Genomic DNA, 24971 nt, shown 5'->3' on the forward strand with positions numbered 1-24971 from the left:
GCCGGACTGCAAACGGGACGCGCCGACGACACCGTCACGTCAGGAGATGCAACCGTTCCGCGGCCTCGAACGCCGCGAAGGCGATCACGCCGGCGACCGTCGGCGTCGCGATCCACGTGGTGACGATCCGCTTCGTGACGCCGGGGTCGAAGAGGTCGAGCCGATCGGCCGCCTGGGTCTCGCGCTCGGCGGCGGTGAGTCCTTCGGGACGCGCGATCGCGCGGAGGGGGATCCGACGGCTGGCGCGCCCCCAACCGAGACCGATCACGCACGAGGTCAGCGTGACGGCGAGGCTGGCGGGGATACCGGCCCAGCTGAGACCCGTGATGATCGAGGCGGCGATCGTCTCGACGACGAGCGAGCCCTCAAGCGAGAGGTCGGTGATGTCCTCGCCGACGGTCTCCATCGTCCGCGTCCCCAGGGTGAACGCCCCGACCCCGATAGCGACGCCGCCCAGGAGGACGCCCGGCGTCATCGCCAACTTGCCGGACCCGACGAGCGGCGCGACGGCGTTCGCGGTGTTCGACGCGCCCGCGGAGAACGCCATATAGCAGCCGATGCCGATGACCACCACCCGGGCGAGCCAGTCGTTCTCCTCGGAGAAGTCCAGCCGCGCGACGATCTCGTCGTAGAAGTACCGGCCGACGAACGCACAGAGCCAGAACGCCAGGATCGGCGAGACGATCCACCACATCACGACGACGCCGACCGTCCCCCAGTCGAGAACGCCGAGCGCGGATCCCATCCCGACGACGGCGACGACGGCCGTCTCGCTCGTGCTGACGGAGACTTTGAGGACGTTTCCGAGGAGGATCCCGAGCCCGATGAACAGCAGGACGCCGATCGAACTGAGGGTCGTGAACGACTCCGGCGGCACGAACTCCGAGCCGAGCGTGTGGACGACGTTCGTGCCGACGGTCACCCCGCCGAGGAGGACGAACACGGCCATCAGCCCGGACGCCTGCCGCATCGAGAGGATCCCGCTCCCGGTTGCGGGGCCGAAGGCGACGCCGGTCGAGGAGCCGCCGATGTTGATGCCGACGAAGGCGGCCACGGCGATGCCGATCAGGAACAACGCGGATGGCATCGTTCGCTGGTGAAAGGGACAACTCAAAGCGGCTGTTCGTTAGCGCCGATTCGACCGACAGCGACCGCCCGGGGTGACGGGCGATCCGTGACGCGGCGAACTCGGAGAACCCGACCCGCCGTCGCGGGACCGACCACGTCGCGGTCGAGGCCGTTACCCCTCGATGGGGATGGTCTGGCCGTGGGTGTCGCCCTCCGCTTCGAGCGGGAGCGTCACTTCGAGGACGCCGTTGGTGTAGGTCGCCGTGATGGCGTCCTCGTCGACGTCCTTGGGGAAGCGGAGGCGTCGGTGGTACGTCCGCTTGCGGCCGCGCTCCTCGTTGACGTGTTCGGCCGCGATATTCAGGACGCCGTCGTCCCACGCGAGGTCGATGTCCTCGCGCGTGAACCCCGGCATCTCGACCGCGAGGACGAACTCGTCGTCTTCCTCGTACAGTTCGTAGTCGGTACTCCCGGCGTCACCGAAGATACGGGACGGGAATTCGAGGCCCTGCATCCAGGAACTGGCGGGATCAGTCGGCAGCGCCATTGCTGATCACCTCAGTTCCACATGGTACTTGTGCGCGGTTCGTAATAAAAATTATTGTTATTTGATAGTTTGTCAAAACTGGCGAATGCAGGGACAGCAGTTCAGTGGATGCGTTCCATTTTGTATAGCGTTATATGATTTGTACGCTGTGACATCGGTCGGAGCGCCGATCACCAGGATCAGCGACAAAGCGCCCGAAGAGGGTCGAGAGAACGCGTTCCGTAGACGAGCGGTAGATCGTCGGGCGCCGTGAGGGATCTGGTCGCCGTTCAACGGGGCAGTCGGCGACGTCGTCGTCTGATCGAGACGAAGTCCCCGATCCCGCCGATCGAGTGCGACTCGCCGTCGCGCATCTGTGACCCCCGCTCGAATCGACAGCGAGGAGCACCGGATCCAAAGCGCGAGAAAAACGCTCGAAGGAATGGAGACGTGATCAGTACAGAACAGGGCTATCGGTCCTCTAGTCCTAAAATAAATCTCATAATGCTATATCGAATCCAAATGCGCATCTCTCCATCCCTAACATCCTAGAGAGAGTTCGTCCTCAGGACAGCTGCTCGCCGACGATACGGTCGGCCTCGGCGACGAACTCGACCTGCGTCCCAGCGGGGATCGTCGCTCCGGCCGCGACGTCGTGACCGCCGCCGTCGCCGCCGACCGCGCGGGACGCCTCGCGCATCACCCGCGAGAGATCCAGGCCCTCCCGGACGAGCACGTGCGACCCGCGCGCGCTCACCTTGATCTCCTCGGCGGACTTCTCGGCGAAGGCGATGATCGGAATGTCGCCGCGGATCCCCGAGGCGCCGACGGCCATCCCCGCGACGATCCCGACGATGGTCTCGCGGATGCGCGTGCCCGCGTCGAACCACTGGAGGTGCTCTTCGACGGTCGTCCCCTCGTTTTTGACCCACTGGAGCCCCTCCGAGAGGTTCCGGCGGTGGTTCCTGAGCAGCGTGCGCGCGCGGTCGAGCGCCGCCTCGCGGTCGCCCAGACAGACCGCGAGGCCGACGTCGGCGCGCTCGTACCGCGCGGTCGCGTTCAGGAGCGTCGAGAACTCGCTGACGTCTCTGAGCTCCGTCCCGGGGGCCTCGTCGGTGAGGGTGTAGGTCGTCCCGACCAGCGCGTCGATCCGGTCGGCGGGCACGCCCGAGGCGATGGCCCGCTTGAGGAGCGCGCTCACGACGGTCTGGCGTTCGGCCATCGTCAGGTCGACCCAGCGGCGCCACTCGCCGTCCGCCTTCAGGTCGAGATCGAGCCCCGAGAGGAACTCGATCGCGCCGTTCTCGTCGTTCGTGATCCCGGGGATGCGGACGTCGGTGGCGTACTCCAGGAACTTCGGGAGCGGGCGGGTCTGGCGGCCGTACACCAGGAGGTCGGTCGCCTCTTCGACGACGCCGGCCGCGACGCCCTCCTCGACGATGCCCTGATTCGCGCCCGAGAGGCCGCCGTCGCTCGCCTGCATATCTCCCACGGCGCCGACGACCGCCAGCGCGGCGAGGTCGCGGTTGTCGCCGCCGCTCGGTTCGAGTGCGCGCGCGAGGACGTAGCTCGCGCCCGCGCCGGAGAGTTCGGACGCGCCGTCGATCCCGACGAGCAGGGGATTGAGGTGGTGGTCGGGCTCGGGCGCGTCCGCCACCTCGGCGGGCTGGTGGTGGTCGGCGATGACGGGCGTGAACGCGCCGTCGGCGGCGTAGGGAGCGATGACATCGAGCTGGCCGCTCCCGAAGTCGGTGAACAGCACGGTGTCGTAGTCGGTGGCGGCGATCCGCGCGACCTCCGTCTCGTCCAGTTGCTTGGCGAACACGGTCTCGAAGGGGATGTCCGCGCGTTCGAGCGCCGTCGCGGCGACCGCCGCGCTGGTCAGCCCGTCGGCGTCGATGTGCGAGGCGAGCAGCACGCGGTCCGCGTCGCGGAGCCGGTCCGCGCAGGCGGCCGCGCGCTCGCGGAGCTCGGGGACCGGTCCGCCGCGTTCCTCGGTCGTGTCCGCGCTCATACCCGTCGGTGGGGCGCTCTCGGATTTAAACCCACGTTCCGCGCAGTTCCGGTCGCGGCCCCGCTTCGGCCCCGCTTAGATCCGCCGGACGACGAGGAGGAGAAGCGCGGCGCCGACGCCGGCGAGGACGGCGAGCAGGCCCCAGGCGGCGTCGTAGCCGCCGGTCTCGACGAGGTAGCCGAAGAGGGGCGGCGTCACCACGCCGCCGGCGTTGATCGCGGTCTGGCCGCCGGCGGTGGCCGCGCCCACCTCGTCGCCGTCGACGAGGTCGGTGAGACACGAGTAGAACACGCCGGTCGAGCCGTGGATCGACACGCCCAGGCCGGCGAAGAGGACGAACGCCACCGCGATCGATCCCGGCGCGACCGCGACCGCGCCGAACAGCGCCGCGCCGAGACCGAGTTGGCCGAGCGCGACGAGCGCGGAACCGCGAGCACCGCCGAGGCGGTCGGCGAGCCCGCCGGCGCCGATTCGGGCGGCGCTGCCGGTGAGTTGCGTGAGCGCGAGCGCGGCGCCCCCGGCTGCGGCGCTGGCGCCCACGGCGTCCTGGACGTAGAGGACGATGTAGCCGAGCATCGTGAAGATCGACGCGCCGACGAAAAAGCCCGCGGCGACGAGGACGACGTACGTGCGCCGCCCCAGCAGGCCGCGCACGTCGGGCACCGAGAGGTCGCCGGTGCCCGGCCGGCCGCGGTACCGGAGCGCGAAGATCCCGGCGTAGCCGAGGGCCAGGACGGAGATCGCCCAGAAGCCGACCTCCCAGGCGGCGACGGCCGCGACGCTCGTGACCACGAGCGAGGCCGCCGCGCTCCCGGTCGTGACGCCGACCTGCTTGAGCCCCATCGCGAGGCTCGTCCGACCGGGGGGCGCGGCGGCGACGATGCCGCGGTTCGAGGCGGGCATCGCCGTCGAGTACGCCGCCCCGAGGAGGGCGCCGGCCGCGAGCACCGCGGCGTAGGTGGGCGCGAGCGAGACCGCGACCGCGGCGACCGCCAGCCCCGCGAGGCCGGCGATCATTACGGGGCGTTCGCCGTAGCCGTCGACGGCCGCGCCGCTGGGAAACAGCGCGACCGTGTAGCCGACGAGCGCGGCCGTGAGGAAGAAGCCGACCAGCGACTCCGAGAGCGAAAAGGCCTCGCGGACGAAGCCCGTCGCGGCGAAGATGCTGTAGTAACAGAGGCTCGCCGCCGTCTGCCAGCCGGCGACGAGCCCGACCGGCCGCCACTCGTCCAGCGACTTCAGCACGTCCGGGCCTCGTCGAGTGGGCGACTTCACCCTGTCGAGTCAGTCGTGGTAGGTCGGCGCCGCTTCTTCGACGACGGCCGTGGCGAGCGACTCGAAGGTGGCTTCCTCGGGGACGACGTCGACGCGGACGCCGTAGCCCTCGGCGGTCTCCTCGGTCGGGTCGCCGATGGCGCCGACGACGGCGGCGTTGAGGCCGCGGATCGCCTCCGCTTCGACATCGCGCTCGGCAGCGGCGTCGAGGAAGTTCTCGACGGTGAGCGACGACGTGAAGCAGACGGCGTCGAGTTCGCCGCCGGCGGCCATCACCGCGGACTGGCCCGAGCCCTCGGGGCGGACCAGGCGGTAGAGCACCGTCTCGTGGACCTCCGCGCCCGCCTCGCGCAGGCCGTCGAGGAGGACGTCGCTGCCGTGGTCGCTGCGCGCGACCTCGATCCGGCGGCCCGCGACGTCGCCTTCGAGCGCCGCGACGAGCCCCGCGGAGGTGTACTCCTCGGGGACGACGTCGACCGTCCAGCCCGCCTCGCGGGCCTTCGCGGCGGTCTTCGGGCCGATACAGGCGAGCGTCGCGCCGCCGGGGGACCACCCCGCCTCGGCGAGGAGTTCGACGCCGGTCTTGCTCGTGAGGACGACGACGTCCGGGTCGGAAGGGGCGTCGCCCGCGGGACCGCCCCCGTCGGCGCCGGGCGTGTTCCCGGTCGGCTCGACCGCGAGCATCGGATCCGGGACCGGGATCGCGCCGAGCGATTCGAGCAGTTCGACGGCGTCGACCATCCGCTCGTCGTCCGGGCGGAAGACGGCGACGCGGACCTCGCGGGTCATTCCTCGCTCACCGCCGCGGAGCGATTCCGGAGGAACTCCGTCACGCGCTCGCGCTCGGCCGCGACCTCCCCGATCACGGTGATCGCGGGCGGTTCGATCCCCGCCGAATCTCGCACGTCGACGATCGTCTCCAGGGTCCCGCTCGCGACGCGCATCCCCGGCCGGGTCGCCTTCTCGACGAGCGCGACCGGCGTCTCGGGATCCGTTCCGGCCTCGCGGAGCGCGGCGGTGTAGTCCGGGAGCTTGCCGACGCCCATCAGGACGACGATCGTGCCGCCCGTCGCCGCGAGCGCGTCCCAGTTCACGGCCGACTCCTCCTTCGTCGGGTCCTCGTGGCCCGTCACGAACGAGACCGAGGAGGCGTGGTCGCGGTGGGTGACCGGGATGCCTGCGGTTCCGGGGCCGGCGACCGCGCTCGTGATGCCGGGGACGACCTCGAAGGGGACGCCCTCGCTCGCGAGGTGCTCCATCTCCTCGCCGCCGCGGCCGAAGACGAACGGGTCGCCGCCCTTCAGCCGGACGACGTGCTTGCCCTCGCGGGCGAGCTCGACGAGCCGGCGGTTGGTGTACTCCTGGGGCGTCCACTCGCCGCCGGCGCGCTTGCCGACGTCCTCCCGCTTGTCCTCGGGGATCGACTCGATGATCTCCGGGCCGGGGAGCTTGTCGTGGAGGACGACGTCGGCATCTTCGAGCAGGCGCTTCGCCTTCACCGTCAGGAGTTCGGGATCGCCGGGGCCGCTGCCGACGAGGGAGACGAGGCCGGTCGAGTCCGTCCCGTCCCCGTCTGCGCGTTCGTCCGCTCGCTCGCTGCCGCCGTCGGTGAGAAGCTCGTCGCGCATCGTCACTCCTCCGCCGTTTCGCGTGCGGTCGCAATCAGGTCGTCGGCGCCGCGGTCGGCGAGGTCGGCCGCGAACTCCGCCGCGGCGTTGGCGTGGTCGCGGACGGGCAGGTCGCGGCTCGCTTGAATCTCCTCGTCGCCGTCGCCCGAGAGGACGCGGGTCGTCGCGTGGACGTGCTCGCCCTGAAGCTTCGCGTGGACCCCGATCGGCGCGATACAGCCTCCGCCGAGTTCGGCGAGCACCGTGCGCTCGACGGTCGTCTCGACGCGCGTCCGCGGGTGGTCGAGCGTCGAGCGGATCCGCTCTGTCGCGTCGGCGTCGCCGCGGGCGGTGACCGCGATGGCGCCCTGGCCGGGCGCGGGCACGAACGACGCGGGATCGAGGCGGTCGTACTCGACGTGGTGCAGCAGGCCCGCGCGGCGCAGGCCGGCCTCCGCGAGGACGATGGCGTCGTACTCGACGTCGATCTCGCGTTCGAGCGCGCGGCGCTCGATCTCGGCCAGCCCGTCGAACCACTCCTCGATCGATCGCTCGAACTCGGGGGCGTCCTCGTCTCCGTCTTCGTCACCGTTCTCGTCGCCGCCCTCGTCGTCGGCGACCGGGTCTTCGCCCGTCTCGTCGCGGTCGGCCTCGACGCGCCGTTCGTGTTCGGCCTGGAGGCCGGGCGCGAGCAGTTTCTCGATCCGCGTGTCGACGTTGCCGCGGAGGGGCTCGACCGCCAGATCGGGGCGTTCGGCCAGGAGCTGGGCCTTCCGCCGGAGCGAGGAGGTGCCGACGACGGCGCCGTGCGGGAGGTCTTCGAGCGCGGTCCCGTCGGGCGAGAGGAGCAGGTCCGCCGCGGACTCGCGCTCGGGGACGCCGGCGACGACGAGGTCGGCCGAGCCCTCGGTCGGCATGTCCTTCATCGAGTGGACGGCGGCGTCGACCGCGCCGTCGAGGACCTCTTCGTCGAGCGCGCGGACGAACGCGCCGGTCTTGCCGAGCCGGTGGATCAGTTCGTCCCGGATCTGGTCGCCGCGCGTCTCGACCTCGACGAGTTCGACCTCCTGCCGTCGGCCCGCGAGCGCGTCCCGGACGCTCGCCGCCTGCCGGAGCGCCAGATCGGAACTCCGGGTGGCCAATCGGAGTGTACCGCGTGTGGTCATTAGCGACTCCTCGGCGGCCACGGGTGAAAAGGCCACCACTTCCGCCCGGAGGCCGGACTCGGCAGGACGGCGTCAGGGCGTCCCGACCGCGACGTGGCGCTTGTAGAGGTAGTACAGCGCCACGACGAGGCTCAGCGTGAACGCGCTGGCGACGACGGTGACGAGCGCCACGAGCCCCCACAGCAGCGGATCCGGCGACCACGACGCCTCCGACTCGGCGATGGCCCGCGCGTCGACGTAGGTCGCGATCGGGAACATCACGGTGAGAAGGAGGCCCGCGAGCCCCACGATCGGGAAGACGACGAAGGCCCCCAGGAGCGAGACGATCCCGCCGGTGAGGAACAGATCGAAGAGGAACGCCCCGAGGAAGAAGACGGCGAGGACGCCGCCGAGAACGACGTAGATCGGCACGGCCGCGATCCAGTACCACCAGCGGGAGTCGACCTCGGCCCGGGGGAGGTAGTCGCTCACGGGGTCGCCGATCCGGTTCGTGGAGCCGGACGACGCTCGCGGGGATTCGTCGGACGGAAGGGACGGCGAAGCGGCCGTTTCGTCGCCTGGAGAGCCGTTCATATTCCGAGGCACGCCGGTATCGTACAAAAAGCCGCGGCCGATCGGTCCTCGGTCCCCCGTCCCGAGTGCGCTACAGCGCTTCCTTGTACGCTTCGAGCGTCCGCTCTATGTCCTCGTCGGTGTGGGCGTAGGAGACGAACTGCGACTCGAACTGATTGGCGGTGAGGAAGATGCCCCGCTCTTTCATCTCCTGCCAGAAGATCCGCTCCCAGCGCTCGGTCTCGGCGTCGGCGACGTCGGCGCCGGTCTTCGGGCAGTACTCGTAGCGCGCACAGGAGTCGCGCTGGCGACAGCCGGCGTCGCAGACGCCCTCCTCGTCGGCGTCCGCGGGGCCCTCGCGGGTGAAGACCGTCTTGAACATCGAGTCGGTGCCGACGACGGTGTAGGAGGGCGCCTGGTCGGCGCAGATCTCGGCGGTCCCGCGGCGGAGGCGCTCGCCGAGGCGGTTGACGTGCTCGTAGACGTCGTTCTCCGCGGCGTATTTGAGGGTCTCGTAGCCCGCGGCCATCGTCACCGGGTGGCCCGAGAACGTCCCGGACTGGAAGACCTCTCCCGCGGGGGTGAACTGCTCGATGATCTCGGACTTTCCGCCGATCGCGCCGACCGGGAAGCCGCCGCCGACGATCTTGCCGAAGGTCGTCACGTCGGGCGTGACGCCGAACTTCCCCTGGGCGCACTGGAGGCCGCCGACGCGGAAGCCCGTGATGACCTCGTCGAAGATCAGGAGCGAGTCGTGGGCCGCAGTCAGTTCCCGGAGGCGTTCGAGGTAGCCGTCGACGGGCAGGACGATCCCCGTGTTGCCGAGGATCGGCTCGGTGAGGACGGCGGCGATGTCGTCGCCGTGCTCTTCGAAGACCGCCTCGATCGCGTCGACGTCGTTGAACGGGACCGGGATCGTGTGCTCGGCGAACGCCGAGGGGATGCCCGGGCTGCTGGGTTCGGCGCCGTCGGGCCCGCCCTCGACGAGCGTCGACTCCTGGGCGCCGTGGTAGCCGCCCTGCATCACGACGATCTTGTCGCGGCCGGTGTAGCCGCGGGCCAAGCGGACCGCCGAGACCGTCGCCTCGGTCCCGGAGTTGACGAATCGGACCATCTCCACCGAGGGGACGTGGCGGGCGACGAACTCCGCGAGGTCGACCTCGATCTCGGTGGGCGCGCCGTACATCGGGCCCTCGGCGGCGTGGGACTGGATGGCCGACTGGACCGGCTCGGGCAGGTCGTGGCCGTACAGGAGCGGCCCGTAGCCGTTCACGTAGTCGATGTAGCGGTTCCCGTCGGCGTCGACGACGTGGGCGCCGTCGCCGCGCTGGACGAAGAACGGGTAGGGGCGCGTCGCCCGGACCGAGGAGTTGACGCCGCCCGGAATGACCGACAGCGCGCGGTCGTACAGCCCCCGCGACTCGTCGTGGTTCATACCTCCGGCTTCGGTCGGGCGTTCAAAATCATTGTCGCTTCGAGCGGTCGGCGGCGCGCACGGACGCGGGACCGCAGGACCGCGGGGCCCGAGACTGCGGGATCCGGGACCGCGGGGTCACTCCCCGCGGAGCCAATCCAGGGCCGTCGAGTCCGTGGCGTCCGCGTCGGCAGTCGATCCATCCACCGACCCCGCCTCGGAAGCGCCCGCGGCGGCGCCGGCGGACGCGTCGGTATCGCCCCCGGCGGGCGGCGTCTCGTCGGCGTACCGCTCGGCCAGGAGGAGCCCCACGGCGTCGTTCAGCGCGTGGATCGCGATCAGCGCCGGGAGCGAGCGGAACCACAGGTAGAGCAGCGTCGTCACCAGGGCGGGCTGGGCGATGCGGATGACGGCGTCACGGTCCCAGGTGTCGCCGACGTGGCCGAGCGTGAACGCGAGTAAGGAGACGCCGCCCGCGAGCGGGGGACTGCCGGTGAGCGCGAGCAGCCGTTCGAGCGCGTAGCCGTGGAAGGCGGTCTCCTCTGTCGCGCCCGCGGTGAACGCGACGAACAGGCGTTCGGGCACCGACAGGGCCGCGAAGGAGCCGAGGCCGGCCGCGAGGCTCTCGCCGCCGTCGCCGACTTTCGCCCACAGCGGCGCGGTCGCGATGTTCACGCCGACCATCGCCGCGAGGCCGACCGCGACCTGGGAGACCAGCTGCTCGGGCGAGCCGATCCGCCAGCCGATCGACGCGAGCGTGTTGCCTTCGAGGGCGACGACCGCGAGGAGCGTCGCCGGGACGGCCCACTTCCAGAGGTGTTCGCGGAGCGCGGTCGCGCGGGGCCGGTCCCGGGCCGCCGGATCGGCCGCCGAGCCCGCGGCTCTCGCCGCCGCTCGGCGAAGCCGGTCGAGCAGCTCGAAGCCGACGAGCGCCACGACGAGCCCGACGGCGGTGACCGGGGTGAGCGCCACACCAAAAGAGGCGACAGGATCGGTCTTTGTTTTTTCTCTCCGGAGCGGGACTAGAACGGAATCCGCCGACGGTCGCCCGCTCGTCGCGCCGCGGGCGCTTATACCGCGTCGGGCCCCGTCTTGCCCGTGCGTATCTGGTAGGCCGATTCGACCGGGAGGACGAACACCTTGCCGTCGCCCTTCTCGTCGGTGTGGGCCGCGTCGACGATCGCCTCGGCGACGTCGGCGGCGGGGATGTCGGCGACGACGCACTCGACTTTCACCTTCTGGTGGAGGTCGACCGTGTACTCCTCGCCGCGCCACTGTCCCTTCTTCGCGGGCTGGGACCCCCGGCCCGAGACGTTCGTGACGGTGAGCGAGGGCGCACCGATCTCGGCGAGTGCCTGTTTCACGTCGCTCAGCTTGTCCGGGCGCACGAACGCCATCACCAGTTTGATTTCGGTGTCACTCATCGTCGTTCACCTCCGTCTCCGCGATCGGCACACCGCCGTCGGTGCGGACGTCGCCGCCGTCGGTGGCGACGGTGCTGTCGCGGGTCTCGTTGGGCACGAACTCGGGGTAGACCGAGACGCCGTGTTCGCCCTCGTCGAGCCCTTCGCTCTCTTTTTCCTCGCTCACGCGCAGACCCACGACCGAGTCGATCGCGGCCAGCACGACCGCCGAGGCGACGATCGTCCACAGTGCGATGACGATGACGCCGATGATCTGGAGCGCGAACTGGTTCGCGGCGAAGCCGCTGACCGAGAAGACCGGGATCAGCGCGGTGCCGACCGCGCCGGCGACGCCGTGGACCGCGAAGACGCCGCAGACGTCGTCGACCGTCAGCGTGTCGACGGTGAAGCGGAAGGCGGGCAGCACCAGGAAGCCGGCGAGGCCGCCGAGGATCGCGCTGCCCCACCACGTGACGTGCGGGACCGCGCCGGTCACGGCGACGAGGCCGGCCAGCAGGCCGTTGGCCGTCCAGAGCGGGTCGGGCTTGCCCTGGTAGTACGACGAGGTGACCATCGCCATCGCGCCGCCGGCGCCCATCCCGAGCGTGGTGTTGAGCGCGACGCGGCCGAGCGCGGCGCCCATGAAGGTGAGCCCTCCGTCCTCGGTGACGGCGAGGACCGTCGCCTGCGTGCCGACGTTGAAGCCGTACCAGCCGAACGCCAGGATGAACGTCCCGAGCACGGCGAGCAGCATCGAGTGGCCGGGGATGGCCTGGCTGTTGCCGTTGGAGTCGTAGCGGCCCTTGCGGGCGCCGACCATCTTCGCCGCGACGAGTCCGGCGACGCCGCCGCACGTGTGGACGACGGTCGCGCCGGCGAAGTCGAGGTAGCCGGCGCCGAGCGCGGCGCCGATGAAGCCGCTCCCTGAGAGCAGGCCGCCGCCCCAGGTGAAGCCGACGACGACCGGGTAGATGAACGCCGTCATCAGGATCGTGAAGATCACGTACGCGCTGAAGTTCATCCGTTCGGCGACGGCGCCGGAGACGATCGTCGCCGCCGTCATCGCGAACACCGCGCCGAACAGCCAGCCGATCCAGGCGTTCGGGTCGCCGAGGTACGCGAACGCGCCGGCGACGCTCCCGCCGGAGGTGAGCGCGCCGACGACGCTGACGACGCCCGAGCCGATGATGAAGTAGATCAGGACGCCGAGGAACCAGTCGCTCATGTTCTTCATCAGCACGTTCCCGACGTTCTTCGCGCGGACCTGGCCCGATTCCAGCAGGGCGAAGCCCGGCTGCATGAAGAAGATCAGGAACGAGACGACGAGCACCCAGACGTTGTTGACGCCGGAGGCGATCGCCGACGGATCCACTTGCAGCGGCGCTACCATACCGCCACCTCACGATCGAAACGTTCGGTCACCTGTGCTCCGAAACTGCTGTGGTTCGTAGTGTATCTCACGGGAAATCCCCAAGCAAAGATAGTATATAAAATTTGTAGTTGAATATGTCCAAAATAACTATTCATACGCAGACATTCGTATTATTTGGGTAATAATATTATGTATATAAGGGCCAGCATCAGATACTGGTACGTGCTGGTACGGTGAATTATTGGACGTATGTTCAGGCAAATCCTGCCCGATCGTCCGTTTCAGGTCGTGCGCGCCGGATAAAATTCGAATTACGAGATATCAGACCGAGGCCGCGGCAGCCCGGTCAGAGCCGGTGGGCGACGTCCTCGGCGAAGTACGTGACGATGAGGTCGGCGCCCGCCCGCTTCATCGCCAGCAGCGACTCGTAGGCCGTCTCTTCGAGGTCGAGCCAGCCCTTCTCGGCGGCGGCGTGGATCATCGCGTACTCGCCGGAGACGTTGTACGCGGCGACCGGCCGGTCGAATCCCTCCCGGACCGCGCGCACCACGTCCAGGTAGGCGAGCGCCGGCTTGACCATCAGCGCGTCCGCGCCCTGGTCGACGTCGAGGCGGGCCTCCCGGAGCGCCTCGCGGCCGTTCGCGGGGTCCATCTGGTAGTGTCGGCGGTCGCCGAACGCGGGCGCGCCGTCGGCGGCGTCGCGGAAGGGGCCGTAGAAGGCGCTCTCGTACTTCACAGCGTACGAGAGGATCGGGAGGTCCGCGAAGCCGGCGTCGTCGAGGGCGGTCCGGATCGCCGCGATCATCCCGTCGGTCATCGAACTCGGCGCGACCATATCCGCGCCCGCCTCGGCGTGGGAGACGGCGGTCTTCGCGAGCAGGTCGAGCGTCGGGTCGTTCCGCACCGTCAGCGTCGGGTCCGACGCCGCGTCGGGTTCGAGGACGCCGCAGTGGCCGTGGCTCGTGTACTCACACAGGCAGACGTCGGTGATCACGTACGCGTCGGTCTCGGCGGCGATCCGGCGGACTGCCTCCTGGACGACGCCGTCGTCCGCCCACGCGCGCGTGCCGCGTTCGTCCTTGGACTCGGGGATGCCGAACACCATCACCGCCTCGACGCCGGTCTCCCGCACCTCCTCGACCCGGGCGACCGCCTCGTCGACCGGCACTCGCTCGTGGTTCGGCATCGACTCGATCGGCACCCGCTCGTCGGTCGTCGCGTCGACGAACACGGGGGCGACGAGGTCCGTCGCGTCCAGGTCGGTCTCGCTGACGAGCGGTCGGATTCCGTCCCGTCGGAGCCGTCGCGGGCGGTCGGTGAGGTCCATACCGGGGCTTCGCGGCCGGCGGAAAAAATCGCATCGGACCGCGGGCGGCGCTCGGAGGGCGTCCGGAGCGAAATACGTTTGTGCGACTCGCCGATACGTGTGGACGATGGTGCCGGCCGCCGCCCTCCAACTCGACGCGATGCCGCCGCAGCTGCTGGCGCTGCTCGAATCGGAGTGGGCGTACCTCGCCCTCTTCGGCGTCTTCGTCCTCGAAGGCGCGATGCTGATGTACTTCATGCCGAGCGAGCTCATCGTACCGGGGTCGCTCCTGCTCCTCGGGACGGACGCGCTCGTCCCGGTCCTCGGAATCGCCGTCCTCGGAGCGACGGTCGGCCAGTACGCGCTGTTCAAGCTCGCCCAGCGCGGCGGCCGCGAGTACCTCCTCCAAAAGCGGTGGTTCCGCATCGAGGAGGCCAAGCTCGACCGCTTCGACGGGTGGTTCGAGCGCTGGGGCCCGATCGTGGTCCCGGTGAGCAACGCGCTGCTTTTCACCCGCGGAATGCTGACCGTGCCCGCCGGCTTCGCGGAGATGGACGACCGGCGGTTCCTGGCGCTGTCGGCGCTCGGGACGCTGGTCTTCGAGGTCGCGCTCGCGGGGCTGTACCTCTACGCCGACACGCTGTTGTAACCGGCCCCCAGGGTTTTGGGGGCGCCGCTCGGAGTCGACGGTATGCCATCGCTCCGAACGGAGACGGCCGGCGCCGTCCGCGACGCCGTCCCCTTCCTGGCCATTATGCTCGTGTGGCTCGTCGTGTCGCTCCTGTTGTACGGCCTGTTTATGCTCACGAAACCGGGCGTCGAATACCCGGCGTGGACCTACGCGACGCCCTTCGTGCCGGGACTGATCGGATTCTTCGGACACGCCCTCCGGCAGGCGCTCGCGGTGGTGGCCGAGTGAGCGTCCCGGAGGGTTTTTCGAGATACGGCGCGTGAAGGCCGGGTGTGAGCGACTTCGACGAGGAAGCCGAGCGGCGGCGACTGCGCGAAAAGTACGAGAAGGACGAAGAGCGGCGCAAGGAGACCCAGCAGATGAGCGAGCTCCTGCTGAAGGGAGCGACGATGACGAACCAACACTGCGGCGAGTGCGGCTCGCCGATCTTCCGGTACGACGGACAGGAGTTCTGTCCGAGCTGCCAGCGCGTCGCGGGCGAGGCCGGAACGGGATCGGACGCGGGGTCGGAAGCGGCATCCGCCGAGGCCGCCGAAGCCGCCGAAGCCGCCCAGTCGACGCCCGAAACGCCCCAGCAGGGGGATCAGCGCCCCGGCGACCCGAGCCCGACCCCCGACGCGAATGCCGGAGCCGACCCGATCGACGTCGACGCGGTCGGCCCCGTCGACGAGGCGCAGGACGCGGGAGAGACCGGGTCGGAGGCCTCCACGAGCCCAGAGCGCCCCGGAGCCGCGGGCCAGCGCGACACCGACCCGAGAGGGACGCCCGGAGAGACGGCCCGGTCCGGCCCGGAGAGCAAGCCGGCCGAATCGGCCCCCGAGCGCCGTCCGGAGCCGGGCGCGACCGAGGCGTCCGACGTCGGGAGTGCGCGGGCGGCGCTCCTGCGCGCGCTGACGCGACACGCCGAACTGGCCGAGGCGACCGACGATCCGCGGCGGGCGAGAGACCACCTCGCCGCGGCGCGCGAGGCGAGCGAGGCGCTCGACGCGCTCGATCGGTGACCGGGGCGCTCTACGCCGCGAGCGCTCCCGCCAGTTTCAGGCGGACGTAGCCGAGGTACGGGACGCGGAAGCGCGCGGTGCCGCGGATCCACTCGGGGCGCACCGGCCCGGCGATGTCGCTGGCCTGGTCGTAGCGGCCGTTCGCGTCGCCCTTGGTGATGAAGCCGGCGTGGGGGGCCGGACAGTTCGCGAGTTGCTCACAGGTGCCGGCGTGCATATACGACGGATTGGCCTCGTCGTACCAGTTCTCTCCCTTCTCGACGTAGAAGTGCGCGCGGTGGATGATCGGCGAGCCGCGCCGGGTGGGCGGGTCGTAGATCACCACCGAGCCGTTGCCGCCGAAGCTCCGGTAGCCGCGCTCCTCCCCGATCTCGACGGTGACGACGCCCGTTTCGTTGTAGGCGTAGTCGGGGCTGAACCGCTGGGGCTCGGTCACGAAGATCAGGTCGCCGCGCTGCATGTGCGGCTCCATACTCCCGCTCTCGACGGCGACCATCGGCGGCCAGACGCCGCTGATCGCAAAGAGCAGCAGGCCGACCGCGAGGACCGCGAGCGCGCTGTAGAGCGTCTCGCGGACGAACAGCAGCGGGCCGCTCTGGGCGGTGCGGAAGCGCGTGAGGAGGCTCTGCGAGCCGGCGGCGGTCGAGCTCGGCCGGGGACGCGGGCGCTCGTCCTTCCGGGACTCGGCGACGCCGACCGGAACGTCGGGCTCGTTGCCCTCCGCGTCGGGGTCGTAGGTGGCGGTGGATTCCCGGGGCGTGCTGTCCTCGTCGGTGACGTCGCCGTCGTCGCTGGGGCCAGAAGACGCCGCGGAATCGTCGACTCGCCGCCCGACGTCGCTCCCCTGGTCGTCCGTCATCTACCGGGCCTACTGCGTGGGCGCGTTTCAACTTTCTGGGGCAGTCCCGGGCGAACCGTCGGGAGCGACGGCCGAGCGGCGGCGCCGGACGGCCGCACCGGAGCGACCGCGTCGGGTCGCGGCCCCGGGACAGTACGCTTTTCTTCCGCAACCGCGTTCTCCGGGTGTGCCTCTGGAGACGCCGGTGCGGATCGTTCGGGAGCTCGCCGGGCGCGGCTACAACGCCGAACAGACGGCGGTGACTCTCATCGCTGGCGCCGACGACCCGGCGCGCGCGCTCGAACGGGTCGTCGACGCGGCCGACGACGACGCGCTCCGGATCACGGCCGAGGACGTCCGGGCGGCGCTCGCCGACGGGACCGCGGCCGCGCCGTCTCCGGATCCACAACACCCCTCTACTTCTGGTGGAATCGAAGATCGAAATCGGCAGACTGAATCGGATATCGATTCGAAAAGTAGTCCAGTAGAAGCAGAGGTGTCTGAAGAGAGGGAATCGGCGGCACGGGACGGGAGCGCGGTCGGGGCGACCGGTGGCACCGGTGCGTCGGATGCGACGGGCGCCGCCGACACCGGGAGCGTGGCGAGCGCCGCGGACGCCGCGGGGCGGACGGTCGATCCGTCGCTCCGTTCGCTGGAAGTGAGCGGCGACATCACGGGCCAGAGCACCGGCACGGGCGAGTACGAGGACTTCGTGAAGGTGTTCCGGGACCGCTACGAGAAGCTCTCCAGGCAGCTCCGGGGGCGGGTGAATCACCGCCCCGCCGAGGCGATCCAGTCGATGAACGGCGGCAGCGACGCGGCGATGATCGGCCTCGTCAACGACATCCGCTCGACGAAGAGCGGCCACTGGCTCGTCGAGCTCGAAGACACCACGGGGACCTTCCCGTGTCTGGTGATGAAGGACCGCGACTTCGCCGGCCTCGTCGACGAGCTCCTCTTAGACGAGTGCATCGCCGTCGAGGGGACGCTCTCGGACGACGCGGGGATCATGTTCGTCGACTCGCTGTACTTCCCGGACGTCCCCCGGACGTACTCGCCGAACACGGCCGACCGCGAGGTCCAGGCGGCGCTGATCTCGGACGTCCACGTCGGCAGCGAGGAGTTCGAGGCCGACGCCTGGGGCCGCTTCGCCGACTGGCTCCACACCGAGGAGGCCGCGCGCGTGGAGTACCTCCTCATCGCGGGCGACATGGTCGAGGGCGTCGGCGTCTACCCCGGCCAGGACGAGGAACTGGACATCGTCGACATCTACGAGCAGTACGAGGCCTTCTCCGAGCACCTCAAGGACGTCCCCGGCGACGTCGAGATCCTGATGATCCCCGGGAACCACGACGCCGTCCGGCTCGCCGAGCCCCAGCCCGGCTTCGACGAGCGCCTGCGGGACATCATGACCGCCCACGACGCCCGGATCACGGGCAATCCCTCCTTGGTGACCGTCGAGGGCGTGAAGATCCAGATGTACCACGGCGTCTCCCTCGACGAGGTGATCGCCGAACTCCCCGAGGAGAAGGCCAGCTACGACGACCCGCACAAGGCGATGTATCAGCTCCTGAAGAAGCGCCACGTCGCGCCGCAGTTCGGCGGGAAGACCCGGCTCGCGCCCGAGGAGAAGGACTACCTCGTGATGGAGGAGGTCCCGGACGTCTTCCACACCGGCCACGTCCACAAGCTCGGCTGGGGGAAGTACCACAACGTCCTGGCGGTCAACTCCGGCTGCTGGCAGGCCCAGACCGACTTCCAGAAGTCCGTCAACATCGACCCCGACGTGGGCTACGCGCCGATCCTCGACCTCGACACGCTGGACATGACCGTGCGGAAGTTCTCGTAGTCGACCGGTGGTCTCCGGTCAGTCGCCGTTGGGGCGGAACCGATACCGGGTCGTCGGCTCGCCGTCGAACCGCGGCCCCGGCCCGACGGGGTCGAAGCCGGCGGCCCTGGCGGCGGCCTCGGCGTCCTCGTCCGAGCGGGTGACCACGTACTCGACGTCGAATCCCTCGTTGACGGCGAAGCGGATCGGCTCGGCGAGCAGTCGCTCTGCGACCCCCTCGTCGCCGGCCAGTTGGGTCACGTGGACCGTGCCGTCGCGGACGTCGAAGGCGACGAACCCGAGGACGGCCTCCTCGTTGCCCTCGGCGACGTCCGCGTTCGGACCCGCCGCCGACTCGTCGGCGACCGCGAGGCGGACCGTCCGGTCGTGGACGACGTTCCGGAGCGCGTCCGCGGGGAGGTCCACGATGGATCCGAGCGTCTCGGCGTCGGCTTCGACGGCGTCCCGGATCGTGACGTCCATACCTCGATATTCGGCCGGAGGAACTTAAACGGACGCCGCGGACCGAACCGCGGCGAGGCCGCGGTGTGCCGAGGGAGTCGGACCGAACGCGTAGGAGGACAGAAATTCGGCAACCGTTGGGCCGGGAGACAAGATTTTACACTACCCCACGCAATCCCTCGACAATGACGACGCACCACTCGCAGTTCCAGGACCGAGCAGGGGAGGACCGACCGTGCGCGTAGTCGCGAAGTTCGGCGGCACCTCGCTGGGGAGCGGCGACCGGATCAACCGCGCCGCCGACTCCATCGCCGCCGCCGTCGAGGAGGGCCACGAGATCGCCGTCGTCGCGAGCGCGATGGGGAGCACGACCGACGACCTCCTCGACGAGATCGAGTTCGAGGCCGACGACCGCGACCGCGCGGAGATCGTCTCGATGGGCGAGCGGACCAGCGTCCGGATGCTCAAGGCCGCGCTCGCGGCGCGGGGCGTCGACGCGATGTTCGTCGAGCCCGGCTCGGAGGACTGGCCCGTCATCACGAACGACCTCGGCGAGGTCGACGTCGAGGAGACACAGCGCCGCGCGGCCGCCCTCGCGGAGGACCTCGACGGCGTCGTCCCGGTCGTCACGGGCTTTCTCGCACAGAACCACGAGGGCGAGATCACCACGCTGGGTCGCGGCGGCTCGGACACCACGGCCGTGATGCTCGGCCGGTATATGGACGCCGACGAGGTCGTGATCGTGACCGACGTCGAGGGCGTGATGACCGGCGACCCCCACGTCGTCGAGGGCGCGCGCAACGTCGGCCGGATCACCGTCGACGAGCTCCGGAACCTCTCGTTCCGCGGCGCCGAGGTGGTCGCGCCGTCGGCGCTGACCTACAAGCACGGCGGCCTCAACGTCCGGGTCGTCCACTACCAGCACGGCGACCTCCTCACCGGCGGGACGCTCATCGAGGGCGAGTTCGAGAACCTCATCGATATGCAGGACGAGCCGCTGGCGTGTCTCACCGTCGCCGGCCGGGCGATCCGGAACAGCCCGGGCATCCTCGCGGACCTCTCCCAGGCGCTCCGGAACGCCGACATCAACATCGACGCCGTCGCCTCCGGGATGGACTCGATCACGTTCTACGTCGGCGAGGACCGCGCCGAGGAGGCCGAGAACCTCCTGCACTCGAAGGTCGTCGACGACCAGACGCTCTCGTCGGTGACGGTCGACGACGACGTCGCCGTGATCCGCGTGACGGGCGGCGAGCTGCCGAACCGGCCGGGCGTCATCCTCGACATCGTCAAGCCGATCTCCGAGGCCGGCATCAACATCCACGACGTGATCACCTCCGCGACGTCGGTGGCGATCTTCGTCGCGTGGGACGACAGGGAAGAGACGCTCGAAATCGTCCAAGAGGAGTTCTGACGCGGTCTTCAGCCGCGCGACCTGCCGCCGCGCGTGCTCACCGCCCCTCGTAGAGCCGCTCGCCGATCCGATCCGGGAGCCCGGCCTCGGTGACGGCGTCCGCCACGCGGTCGACGTCGTACTCGACGCGCCGCTCCTCGACCGCGAGGTCGTCGAGGTCGACGACCGCGTACGCCGCCCGCGGGTCGCCGTCGCGGGGCTGGCCGACGCTACCCGGGTTCATCACGATCCCCTCGTCGAATACCTCGTGGCCCTGGACGTGGGTGTGACCGGTCACGAGGACGTCTTCGGATCCGAGCATCCGCGCCGAGAACTCCTCGGGGTAGGTGTAGCGGTCGGGGTCGTCGGGATGGCCGTGGACGAGTTTCATTCGGTCGTCGAGGACCGTCCGGTCGTCGGGGAGGTCCGCGAGCCACGCGAGCGCGTCGTCGTCGAGTTCCTCGCGGGCGTAGTCGACGCCGGCGGCCGCCATCGAGTTGAAGCGGAAGGCCGTGCCCGAGGCGACCGCGCGGTCGTGGTTGCCCATCACCGTCGGGATCGCCCGCTCGCGGACGGCCGCGACGCATTCGGCGGGCCAGGGGTTGTAGCCGACGACGTCGCCCGCGCAGACGACGGCGTCGACCGGCGGGAGGTCCTCGAAGACCGCATCGAGCGCGACTTTGTTCGCGTGGACGTCGGAGATGACCGCGACCTGCATACGCGAGCGTACGAGAGGAAGCGGCAAAAGGGTGGGTCCGCCGGCGGCGGGAGGGCAGCATCGGAGCGCGCCCGAGCCCGGTCCGCACAGGCGTCCCGGGCGGGGTCTCGGGAAATCCCCGCGGCGGCCCGTCACTCGCCGTTGTGGAAGCCGACGGCGACGTCGCCGCCGTCGTAGGTGACGCCCGCGGCGCAGACGGCGTGTTCGTAGTCGAGGTCGTAGGCGCGCCGTGCGATCTCGGCGGGGTCCGCCGAGGCGTCGCCGGCGAAGTCGACGGGGGTCGGCTCGTCCTCCTCGTAGGTGGCGACGAGGGTCGGCTCGGCGACCGATTCGACGACGAGCGCGTCCCGGCGGACGATGCCGACGTAGGAGTCGTCGCCGATCACGCCCGCGACGCGCGGGGTGTCGTAGTCGTCCTTCTCGTAGTCGAGCGCCAGGAGGGCGGTCGCGAGCGCGTCGCGAGCGGGGTAGCCGAGGTCGAGCTTCTCGGCGATCGGGTCGACGTGGGAGCCGTTGCCGACCACGACCGCGTCGCCGCCCTCGCGGACGCAGTTGTAAGAGACGTAGGGGTTGTCGTTCTCCGGCGCGTCGGGCGTCGGGCCGACCGTGAGCGTGCCGTCCCGGTCTGCGATCCGGCGGTTGGGGAACGAGCGGGAGGAGACGCGGTAGGCGCCGAAGTCGGGCGCGACGATCACGAACCGTCCGATGTACATACACGAACGTGGTCAAGAGGCCGGTAAATAGGTGATGGAATGTACACGAAAGCGCTGGTCGGACGGCGACGGGCCCCCGCGAACGCCGCCGGTACCGCCTCTGCCGCCTGCGCGGCCGATCGCACCAACATTCTTGACTCCGCCTGTCAACGGTTCGAACCGATGCCCTCCGCACCCTCCACCGAACCGACCGGCGGCGGCACCGCCGACACGACGACCGAATCGGTCCCCGCAGCGATCGACACCTCGCGGCTCGCGACGTTCTTCGGCACGCTCCTCGCGCTCGTGGTCGGCTTCGTCGTCGCCGCCCGCGTCGCGAGCGTCCGGCTCGTCGCCGTCGCGCCGGTGTATGTGTTCACGCCGCTCGTCGCCGCCGCGGTCACGATGCTCCGGAGCGACGTCTCGCTCGACGAGATCGGCGGGCGGATCGGCCGCCTCCGCTGGTACCTCGCCGCCGCGGTGGCGGCCCTCGCGCTCGTCGTCGTCACGCTCGGGGTGGCGGTGGCGATGCCCGGGGTGGCGTTCGATCCGACGGCGGATCCGACGCCCGGCGTCGGACTCCCGTCCGGGGCCGTCGGGGTCGTCGCGGTCGCCGGCCTGGTCCTCGGGCTCGGAATGACCGTCAACGCGGCCTTCGCGCTGGGCGAGGAGGCCGGCTGGCGGGGCTATCTGCTCTGGGAGCTCGCGCCGCTGGGGTTCTGGCGGGCGAGCGCCCTGATCGGCGTCTGCTGGGGGCTCTGGCACGCGCCGGTGATCCTCGACGGCTACAACTATCCGTCGTTCCCGCTGGTCGGCGTCCTCGCGATGACGGCCGCGACGGTGGCGTTCTCGCCGCTCTACACCTACGTCTGCCTCCGGGCGCGGTCGGTGCTGGCCGCGGCCGCCTTCCACGGCGTCTTCAACGCCGCCGCGGGGATCGTCACCGCCTACGCGGCCGCTGAGACGGCGCTCCTCGACGAACTGGTGGCGAGCCCCGTCGGCCTCGGCGGCATCGCGGCCTTCGGGCTCGCGGCGGCGGCGCTGGCGGTCGTCGGGACGCCCGACCTATCGCGGTCGACTCTCGGCGGCGAGCGCTCCGAGTCCGACGGGTCGACGCGGGGGTGAACGCCCCGTCGAGGCCGGGATTTGCCGCCCGCGGGACCCGACTTCGCAACACTCATATGGAGCCACGGATTACGCACAGTTGCGCAGTCCTATGGGGTAGTGGCCAATCCTGGAGCCTTCTGGGGGCTTCGACCCAGGTTCGAATCCTGGTGGGACTACTCTTCTCGGTCGTCCGGAACGACCAGTAGCGGCTCGTTCGGATGCCGCCGTCAGCGGAGTCGCCTCTGCGGAGTGCGAGCAGGGGCCGGACCTCGGTTCCGGACCCGTCGTCGCCGGGTCGCGGGTCCGACGCACGCGGAGTGCGCGCGAGCGACGCCGCAACCCACGTCGCGACGCTCCGTCGGCGAGCCCCCCGTGATCAGTTCGGCCTGTTTGTTCCGAACCCGACTCAGTCCGTCGATTACAGTTGTGTGAATACCAGTGAACGTCGCGGCGTCCGGCGGTTCAGTTGAGTGTATTCCCGCGTCCCCGAATGCACACAACTGTAACGATACCGCGAAATGCGGCGTTTTTTGTACTAAATTTCTTCTGAAATAATTAATCAAATTTTCGTAGAATGTCTATTCTCGTTTCTCATTCGGTTGTCTAATATCCGAAGGGAAATAAAACGTAATCACATTATAAAACGGAATGTTTGCAACCGGCGGCGTATGAACCGTGGAACACCAGGTTCAGCCACGACGGACGGACCGAGACGCTCCGATGACTGCCGGCTGACGGAGGTGACGGCGACGGATGGTTAGCACGGCCACGCTCGCGGTCGCGGGGGCGGTCCCGATCGCGGTCGCCTTCGTCCTGCTCGTCGGCCTGCGGTGGTCGGCGGTCCGCGCGATGGGCGTCGGGTGGGTGCTCGCCACGGCGCTCGGACTGACGATCTGGGGGATGAACCCGAGCTGGTGGGTCGCCTCGGCGGTCTTCGGCGCGCTCCAGGCGGTGAACATCATCCTGATCGTCTTCGGCGCGATCCTCCTGATGAACTACCTCGACGGGAGCGGCGCCATCTCGACGATCCGGTGGTACTTCACGCAGATCGAGTCCGATCGCCGCGTGCAACTGCTCCTCATCGGCCTCGGGTTCGAGACGATCATCGAGGGCGCCGCCGGGTTCGGGACGCCGGGCGCGCTCGCCGCGCCGCTCTTCATCGGCCTCGGGTTCCCGCCGCTGGCGGCGGCGGTCTTCGGCCTGTTCTTCAACGCGCCGAACCCGCCGTTCGGCGCCGCCGGCACGCCGATCCTCGGCGGCGTCGGCGCCGTGATGACCGACGGGCTCCTCCCGCAGGGCGTCGCCGTCTCGGAGTTCCTCGAGATGGTCAGCGCCTGGACCGGCGTGATAACGGGAGTCACGTACGTCTTCTGGGGCTTCCTCGGCGTCGTCCTGCTGATCTACTGGTTCGGCGACGACGGCGAACGCTCGGTCCGGGGCGCGCTTCGGACGGCGGCCCCCGTCGCGCCGTTCGCGTTCGTGCTCGGGATCGTCGCCGGCGGCGTCCAGTGGGCCGTCGCCTGGTTCATCGGACCCGCCCTGCCCGACATCGCTGCGGGGTTCGTCGTCCTCGGCATCGGGATGGTGATGGCGAACAGGGACGTACTCGTTCCGGAGGACCGGTGGGACTTCCCCGACAGTTCGACGTGGAACGACACCTGGCGCGGAGGCCTCGACCTCGACGAGATCGCGGTCGAGAAGCCGAGCAAGGAGATGCCCGTCCTGCTCGCGTGGACGCCGTACCTCCTCGTCGCCGCCCTGCTCCTGATTACGCGCTGGCCGACGCTCACGATCGGCGGCCGGCAGATCGTCGACGTGGTGAGTTCGTTCACCGTCGGCTTCGACGTCCTCGGGTACGAACAACTCCACTGGGCGATCAGCTACCTCTACCTGCCGGGGACGTTCCCGTTCCTGCCGATCGCCGTCCTGACCGGCTTCCTCCACGGGATGGACGTCGACGGGATGCGCGACGCGTGGCGGGAGTCCGTCGACCAGACGATCGTGCCGGCGCTGACGCTCATCGTCGCCGTCTCGATGACCCAGATCATGATCCAGTCGAAGGTCAACCCCGCAGACGTCATCGGGATGATGCAGGCGCTCTCGCGGGGGCTCGCGACGATCGCCGGCGGCCTGCTCCCGATCATCTCGCCGTGGATCGGCGCGCTGGGCGCGTTCATGACCGGGTCGAACACCTCCTCGGACATCCTGTTCAGCGTGCTCCAGTACAACGCGGCCGGACAGGTCGGCATCTCGCAGACAGTCACCGTCGCGCTGCAGAACACCGGCGGCGGCATCGGGAATATGATCTCCGTGCTCAACCTCGCCGCCATCGGCGGCGTCGCCGGGGTGGCCGGCCGCGAGGGCGACATGATGCGCAAGACGATCGTCCCGACGGTCATCTTCGCGCTGTGGGCCGGGCTCCTCGGTCTGATCTTCGTGTACGTCGCGCCGGGAGGGTCGATACCGTTCTGACCGGGTCGACCCTCACGACGTTCGACGCTATGTCTTTTTGCCTCCGTTAGAATATACTACATTTAT

24 protein-coding genes and 1 tRNA gene are annotated in these 24971 nt (G+C 69.8%); 8 read left to right on the forward strand and 17 right to left on the reverse strand.

What is annotated here, in order from left to right:
- Nucleotides 1–34 precede the first annotated feature (34 nt).
- From ACQUQ0_RS07020 to hemB, 13 genes are all read right to left on the reverse strand, one after another.
- Nucleotides 35–1087 (reverse strand): anion permease, encoded by a 1053-nt coding sequence (locus ACQUQ0_RS07020; RefSeq protein WP_435184090.1) that lies wholly within the window; start codon nucleotides 1085–1087, stop codon nucleotides 35–37.
- 153 nt (nucleotides 1088–1240) lie between these two features.
- A complete protein-coding gene (locus ACQUQ0_RS07025; protein ID WP_372386777.1) occupies nucleotides 1241–1615 on the reverse strand; it encodes an Hsp20/alpha crystallin family protein in 375 nt (124 codons plus the stop codon).
- A 544-nt stretch (nucleotides 1616–2159) separates the two neighbouring features.
- A complete protein-coding gene (locus tag ACQUQ0_RS07030) occupies nucleotides 2160–3608 on the reverse strand; it encodes a DHH family phosphoesterase (RefSeq protein WP_435184092.1) in 1449 nt (482 codons plus the stop codon).
- Between the two features lie 75 nt (nucleotides 3609–3683).
- Nucleotides 3684–4853, reverse strand: a complete 1170-nt coding sequence (locus ACQUQ0_RS07035; RefSeq protein ID WP_435184094.1) for an MFS transporter — start codon at nucleotides 4851–4853, stop codon at nucleotides 3684–3686.
- Between the two features lie 39 nt (nucleotides 4854–4892).
- Nucleotides 4893–5672: a uroporphyrinogen-III synthase gene (locus ACQUQ0_RS07040; protein WP_435184096.1), complete on the reverse strand. Its 780-nt coding sequence runs from the start codon at nucleotides 5670–5672 to the stop codon at nucleotides 4893–4895.
- A complete protein-coding gene (gene cobA / locus ACQUQ0_RS07045; RefSeq protein ID WP_435184098.1) occupies nucleotides 5669–6511 on the reverse strand; it encodes a uroporphyrinogen-III C-methyltransferase in 843 nt (280 codons plus the stop codon). Before cobA ends, ACQUQ0_RS07040 begins: the two co-directional genes overlap by 4 nt.
- A 2-nt stretch (nucleotides 6512–6513) precedes the next feature.
- Nucleotides 6514–7656, reverse strand: a complete 1143-nt coding sequence (gene hemC, locus ACQUQ0_RS07050; RefSeq protein ID WP_435184100.1) for a hydroxymethylbilane synthase — start codon at nucleotides 7654–7656, stop codon at nucleotides 6514–6516.
- Nucleotides 7657–7728: 72 nt separating this feature from the next.
- Nucleotides 7729–8229 carry a hypothetical protein gene (locus ACQUQ0_RS07055; RefSeq protein ID WP_435184102.1) on the reverse strand — a complete coding sequence of 167 codons (501 nt, stop codon included), beginning with the start codon at nucleotides 8227–8229 and terminating at the stop codon, nucleotides 7729–7731.
- Between the two features lie 70 nt (nucleotides 8230–8299).
- A complete protein-coding gene (gene hemL, locus ACQUQ0_RS07060; protein WP_435184104.1) occupies nucleotides 8300–9643 on the reverse strand; it encodes a glutamate-1-semialdehyde 2,1-aminomutase in 1344 nt (447 codons plus the stop codon).
- 117 nt (nucleotides 9644–9760) lie between these two features.
- Nucleotides 9761–10594, reverse strand: a complete 834-nt coding sequence (locus tag ACQUQ0_RS07065; protein ID WP_435184106.1) for a CPBP family glutamic-type intramembrane protease — start codon at nucleotides 10592–10594, stop codon at nucleotides 9761–9763.
- A 98-nt stretch (nucleotides 10595–10692) separates the two neighbouring features.
- Entirely contained in the window at nucleotides 10693–11046 is a 354-nt protein-coding gene (locus ACQUQ0_RS07070; protein WP_435184108.1) for a P-II family nitrogen regulator, read from the reverse strand.
- On the reverse strand, nucleotides 11039–12415 hold the full coding sequence (locus tag ACQUQ0_RS07075; RefSeq protein ID WP_435184109.1) for an ammonium transporter: 1377 nt from the start codon (nucleotides 12413–12415) through the stop codon (nucleotides 11039–11041). Before ACQUQ0_RS07075 ends, ACQUQ0_RS07070 begins: the two co-directional genes overlap by 8 nt.
- Before the next feature lie 328 nt (nucleotides 12416–12743).
- Nucleotides 12744–13724 carry a porphobilinogen synthase gene (gene hemB / locus ACQUQ0_RS07080; protein WP_435184112.1) on the reverse strand — a complete coding sequence of 327 codons (981 nt, stop codon included), beginning with the start codon at nucleotides 13722–13724 and terminating at the stop codon, nucleotides 12744–12746.
- Between the two features lie 106 nt (nucleotides 13725–13830).
- Between hemB and ACQUQ0_RS07085 the strand changes: the two genes are divergently transcribed.
- From ACQUQ0_RS07085 to ACQUQ0_RS07095, 3 genes are read left to right on the forward strand one after another with little or no spacing between them, the layout of a single operon-like run.
- Nucleotides 13831–14352 (forward strand): DedA family protein, encoded by a 522-nt coding sequence (locus ACQUQ0_RS07085; protein ID WP_372386811.1) that lies wholly within the window; start codon nucleotides 13831–13833, stop codon nucleotides 14350–14352.
- 42 nt (nucleotides 14353–14394) lie between these two features.
- On the forward strand, nucleotides 14395–14622 hold the full coding sequence (locus tag ACQUQ0_RS07090; RefSeq protein ID WP_435184115.1) for a hypothetical protein: 228 nt from the start codon (nucleotides 14395–14397) through the stop codon (nucleotides 14620–14622).
- 44 nt (nucleotides 14623–14666) lie between these two features.
- A complete protein-coding gene (locus ACQUQ0_RS07095) occupies nucleotides 14667–15395 on the forward strand; it encodes an Sjogren's syndrome/scleroderma autoantigen 1 family protein (protein WP_435184118.1) in 729 nt (242 codons plus the stop codon).
- A gap of 10 nt (nucleotides 15396–15405) precedes the next feature.
- Here ACQUQ0_RS07095 and ACQUQ0_RS07100 read toward each other — a convergent pair whose 3' ends face one another.
- Entirely contained in the window at nucleotides 15406–16254 is an 849-nt protein-coding gene (locus tag ACQUQ0_RS07100; RefSeq protein ID WP_435184120.1) for a S26 family signal peptidase, read from the reverse strand.
- 166 nt (nucleotides 16255–16420) lie between these two features.
- Between ACQUQ0_RS07100 and ACQUQ0_RS07105 the strand changes: the two genes are divergently transcribed.
- Nucleotides 16421–18082, forward strand: a complete 1662-nt coding sequence (locus ACQUQ0_RS07105; protein ID WP_435184122.1) for a DNA-directed DNA polymerase II small subunit — start codon at nucleotides 16421–16423, stop codon at nucleotides 18080–18082.
- Nucleotides 18083–18100: 18 nt separating this feature from the next.
- On the opposite strand, the gene ACQUQ0_RS07110 is transcribed toward ACQUQ0_RS07105, so the two are convergent.
- Entirely contained in the window at nucleotides 18101–18544 is a 444-nt protein-coding gene (locus ACQUQ0_RS07110) for a hypothetical protein (RefSeq protein ID WP_435184124.1), read from the reverse strand.
- 214 nt (nucleotides 18545–18758) lie between these two features.
- Here ACQUQ0_RS07110 and ACQUQ0_RS07115 point away from each other — a divergent pair, with 214 nt between their 5' ends.
- The gene (locus ACQUQ0_RS07115) at nucleotides 18759–19937 is read left to right on the forward strand and encodes an aspartate kinase (protein WP_435184126.1); all 1179 of its coding nucleotides are present in this window, start codon (nucleotides 18759–18761) and stop codon (nucleotides 19935–19937) included.
- 37 nt (nucleotides 19938–19974) lie between these two features.
- On the opposite strand, the gene ACQUQ0_RS07120 is transcribed toward ACQUQ0_RS07115, so the two are convergent.
- Together ACQUQ0_RS07120 and ACQUQ0_RS07125 are read right to left on the reverse strand one after the other, a co-directional pair.
- Nucleotides 19975–20634 (reverse strand): metallophosphoesterase family protein, encoded by a 660-nt coding sequence (locus tag ACQUQ0_RS07120; protein WP_435184127.1) that lies wholly within the window; start codon nucleotides 20632–20634, stop codon nucleotides 19975–19977.
- Nucleotides 20635–20765: 131 nt separating this feature from the next.
- Nucleotides 20766–21347, reverse strand: a complete 582-nt coding sequence (locus ACQUQ0_RS07125; protein WP_435184128.1) for an IMP cyclohydrolase — start codon at nucleotides 21345–21347, stop codon at nucleotides 20766–20768.
- Between the two features lie 162 nt (nucleotides 21348–21509).
- On the opposite strand from ACQUQ0_RS07125, the gene ACQUQ0_RS07130 reads away from it, so the two are divergent.
- From ACQUQ0_RS07130 to ACQUQ0_RS07140, 3 genes are all read left to right on the forward strand, one after another.
- The gene (locus tag ACQUQ0_RS07130) at nucleotides 21510–22451 is read left to right on the forward strand and encodes a CPBP family intramembrane glutamic endopeptidase (RefSeq protein ID WP_435184130.1); all 942 of its coding nucleotides are present in this window, start codon (nucleotides 21510–21512) and stop codon (nucleotides 22449–22451) included.
- Nucleotides 22452–22536: 85 nt separating this feature from the next.
- Nucleotides 22537–22609: transfer RNA gene (locus ACQUQ0_RS07135), tRNA-Gln, on the forward strand.
- A gap of 577 nt (nucleotides 22610–23186) precedes the next feature.
- On the forward strand, nucleotides 23187–24905 hold the full coding sequence (locus ACQUQ0_RS07140; RefSeq protein ID WP_435184132.1) for an L-lactate permease: 1719 nt from the start codon (nucleotides 23187–23189) through the stop codon (nucleotides 24903–24905).
- Nucleotides 24906–24971 lie beyond the last annotated feature (66 nt).

The sequence above is a fragment of the Halobellus sp. EA9 genome (assembly GCF_051195055.1).
Taxonomy (GTDB): domain Archaea; phylum Halobacteriota; class Halobacteria; order Halobacteriales; family Haloferacaceae; genus Haloquadratum; species Haloquadratum rubicundus.

Bases quoted from the DNA above. Each gene is read 5' to 3' on its own strand.
- ACQUQ0_RS07020 (WP_435184090.1), bottom strand. From the start codon at position 1,087: ATGCCATCCGCGTTGTTCCTGATCGGCATCGCCGTGGCCGCCTTCGTC.
- ACQUQ0_RS07025 (WP_372386777.1), bottom strand. From the start codon at position 1,615: ATGGCGCTGCCGACTGATCCCGCCAGTTCCTGGATGCAGGGCCTCGAA.
- ACQUQ0_RS07030 (WP_435184092.1), bottom strand. From the start codon at position 3,608: ATGAGCGCGGACACGACCGAGGAACGCGGCGGACCGGTCCCCGAGCTC.
- ACQUQ0_RS07040 (WP_435184096.1), bottom strand. From the start codon at position 5,672: ATGACCCGCGAGGTCCGCGTCGCCGTCTTCCGCCCGGACGACGAGCGG.
- cobA (WP_435184098.1), bottom strand. From the start codon at position 6,511: ATGCGCGACGAGCTTCTCACCGACGGCGGCAGCGAGCGAGCGGACGAA.
- hemC (WP_435184100.1), bottom strand. From the start codon at position 7,656: ATGACCACACGCGGTACACTCCGATTGGCCACCCGGAGTTCCGATCTG.
- ACQUQ0_RS07055 (WP_435184102.1), bottom strand. From the start codon at position 8,229: ATGAACGGCTCTCCAGGCGACGAAACGGCCGCTTCGCCGTCCCTTCCG.
- hemL (WP_435184104.1), bottom strand. From the start codon at position 9,643: ATGAACCACGACGAGTCGCGGGGGCTGTACGACCGCGCGCTGTCGGTC.
- ACQUQ0_RS07070 (WP_435184108.1), bottom strand. From the start codon at position 11,046: ATGAGTGACACCGAAATCAAACTGGTGATGGCGTTCGTGCGCCCGGAC.
- ACQUQ0_RS07075 (WP_435184109.1), bottom strand. From the start codon at position 12,415: ATGGTAGCGCCGCTGCAAGTGGATCCGTCGGCGATCGCCTCCGGCGTC.
- hemB (WP_435184112.1), bottom strand. From the start codon at position 13,724: ATGGACCTCACCGACCGCCCGCGACGGCTCCGACGGGACGGAATCCGA.
- ACQUQ0_RS07085 (WP_372386811.1), top strand. From the start codon at position 13,831: ATGGTGCCGGCCGCCGCCCTCCAACTCGACGCGATGCCGCCGCAGCTG.
- ACQUQ0_RS07090 (WP_435184115.1), top strand. From the start codon at position 14,395: ATGCCATCGCTCCGAACGGAGACGGCCGGCGCCGTCCGCGACGCCGTC.
- ACQUQ0_RS07100 (WP_435184120.1), bottom strand. From the start codon at position 16,254: ATGACGGACGACCAGGGGAGCGACGTCGGGCGGCGAGTCGACGATTCC.
- ACQUQ0_RS07110 (WP_435184124.1), bottom strand. From the start codon at position 18,544: ATGGACGTCACGATCCGGGACGCCGTCGAAGCCGACGCCGAGACGCTC.
- ACQUQ0_RS07120 (WP_435184127.1), bottom strand. From the start codon at position 20,634: ATGCAGGTCGCGGTCATCTCCGACGTCCACGCGAACAAAGTCGCGCTC.
- ACQUQ0_RS07125 (WP_435184128.1), bottom strand. From the start codon at position 21,347: ATGTACATCGGACGGTTCGTGATCGTCGCGCCCGACTTCGGCGCCTAC.
- ACQUQ0_RS07130 (WP_435184130.1), top strand. From the start codon at position 21,510: ATGCCCTCCGCACCCTCCACCGAACCGACCGGCGGCGGCACCGCCGAC.
- ACQUQ0_RS07140 (WP_435184132.1), top strand. From the start codon at position 23,187: ATGGTTAGCACGGCCACGCTCGCGGTCGCGGGGGCGGTCCCGATCGCG.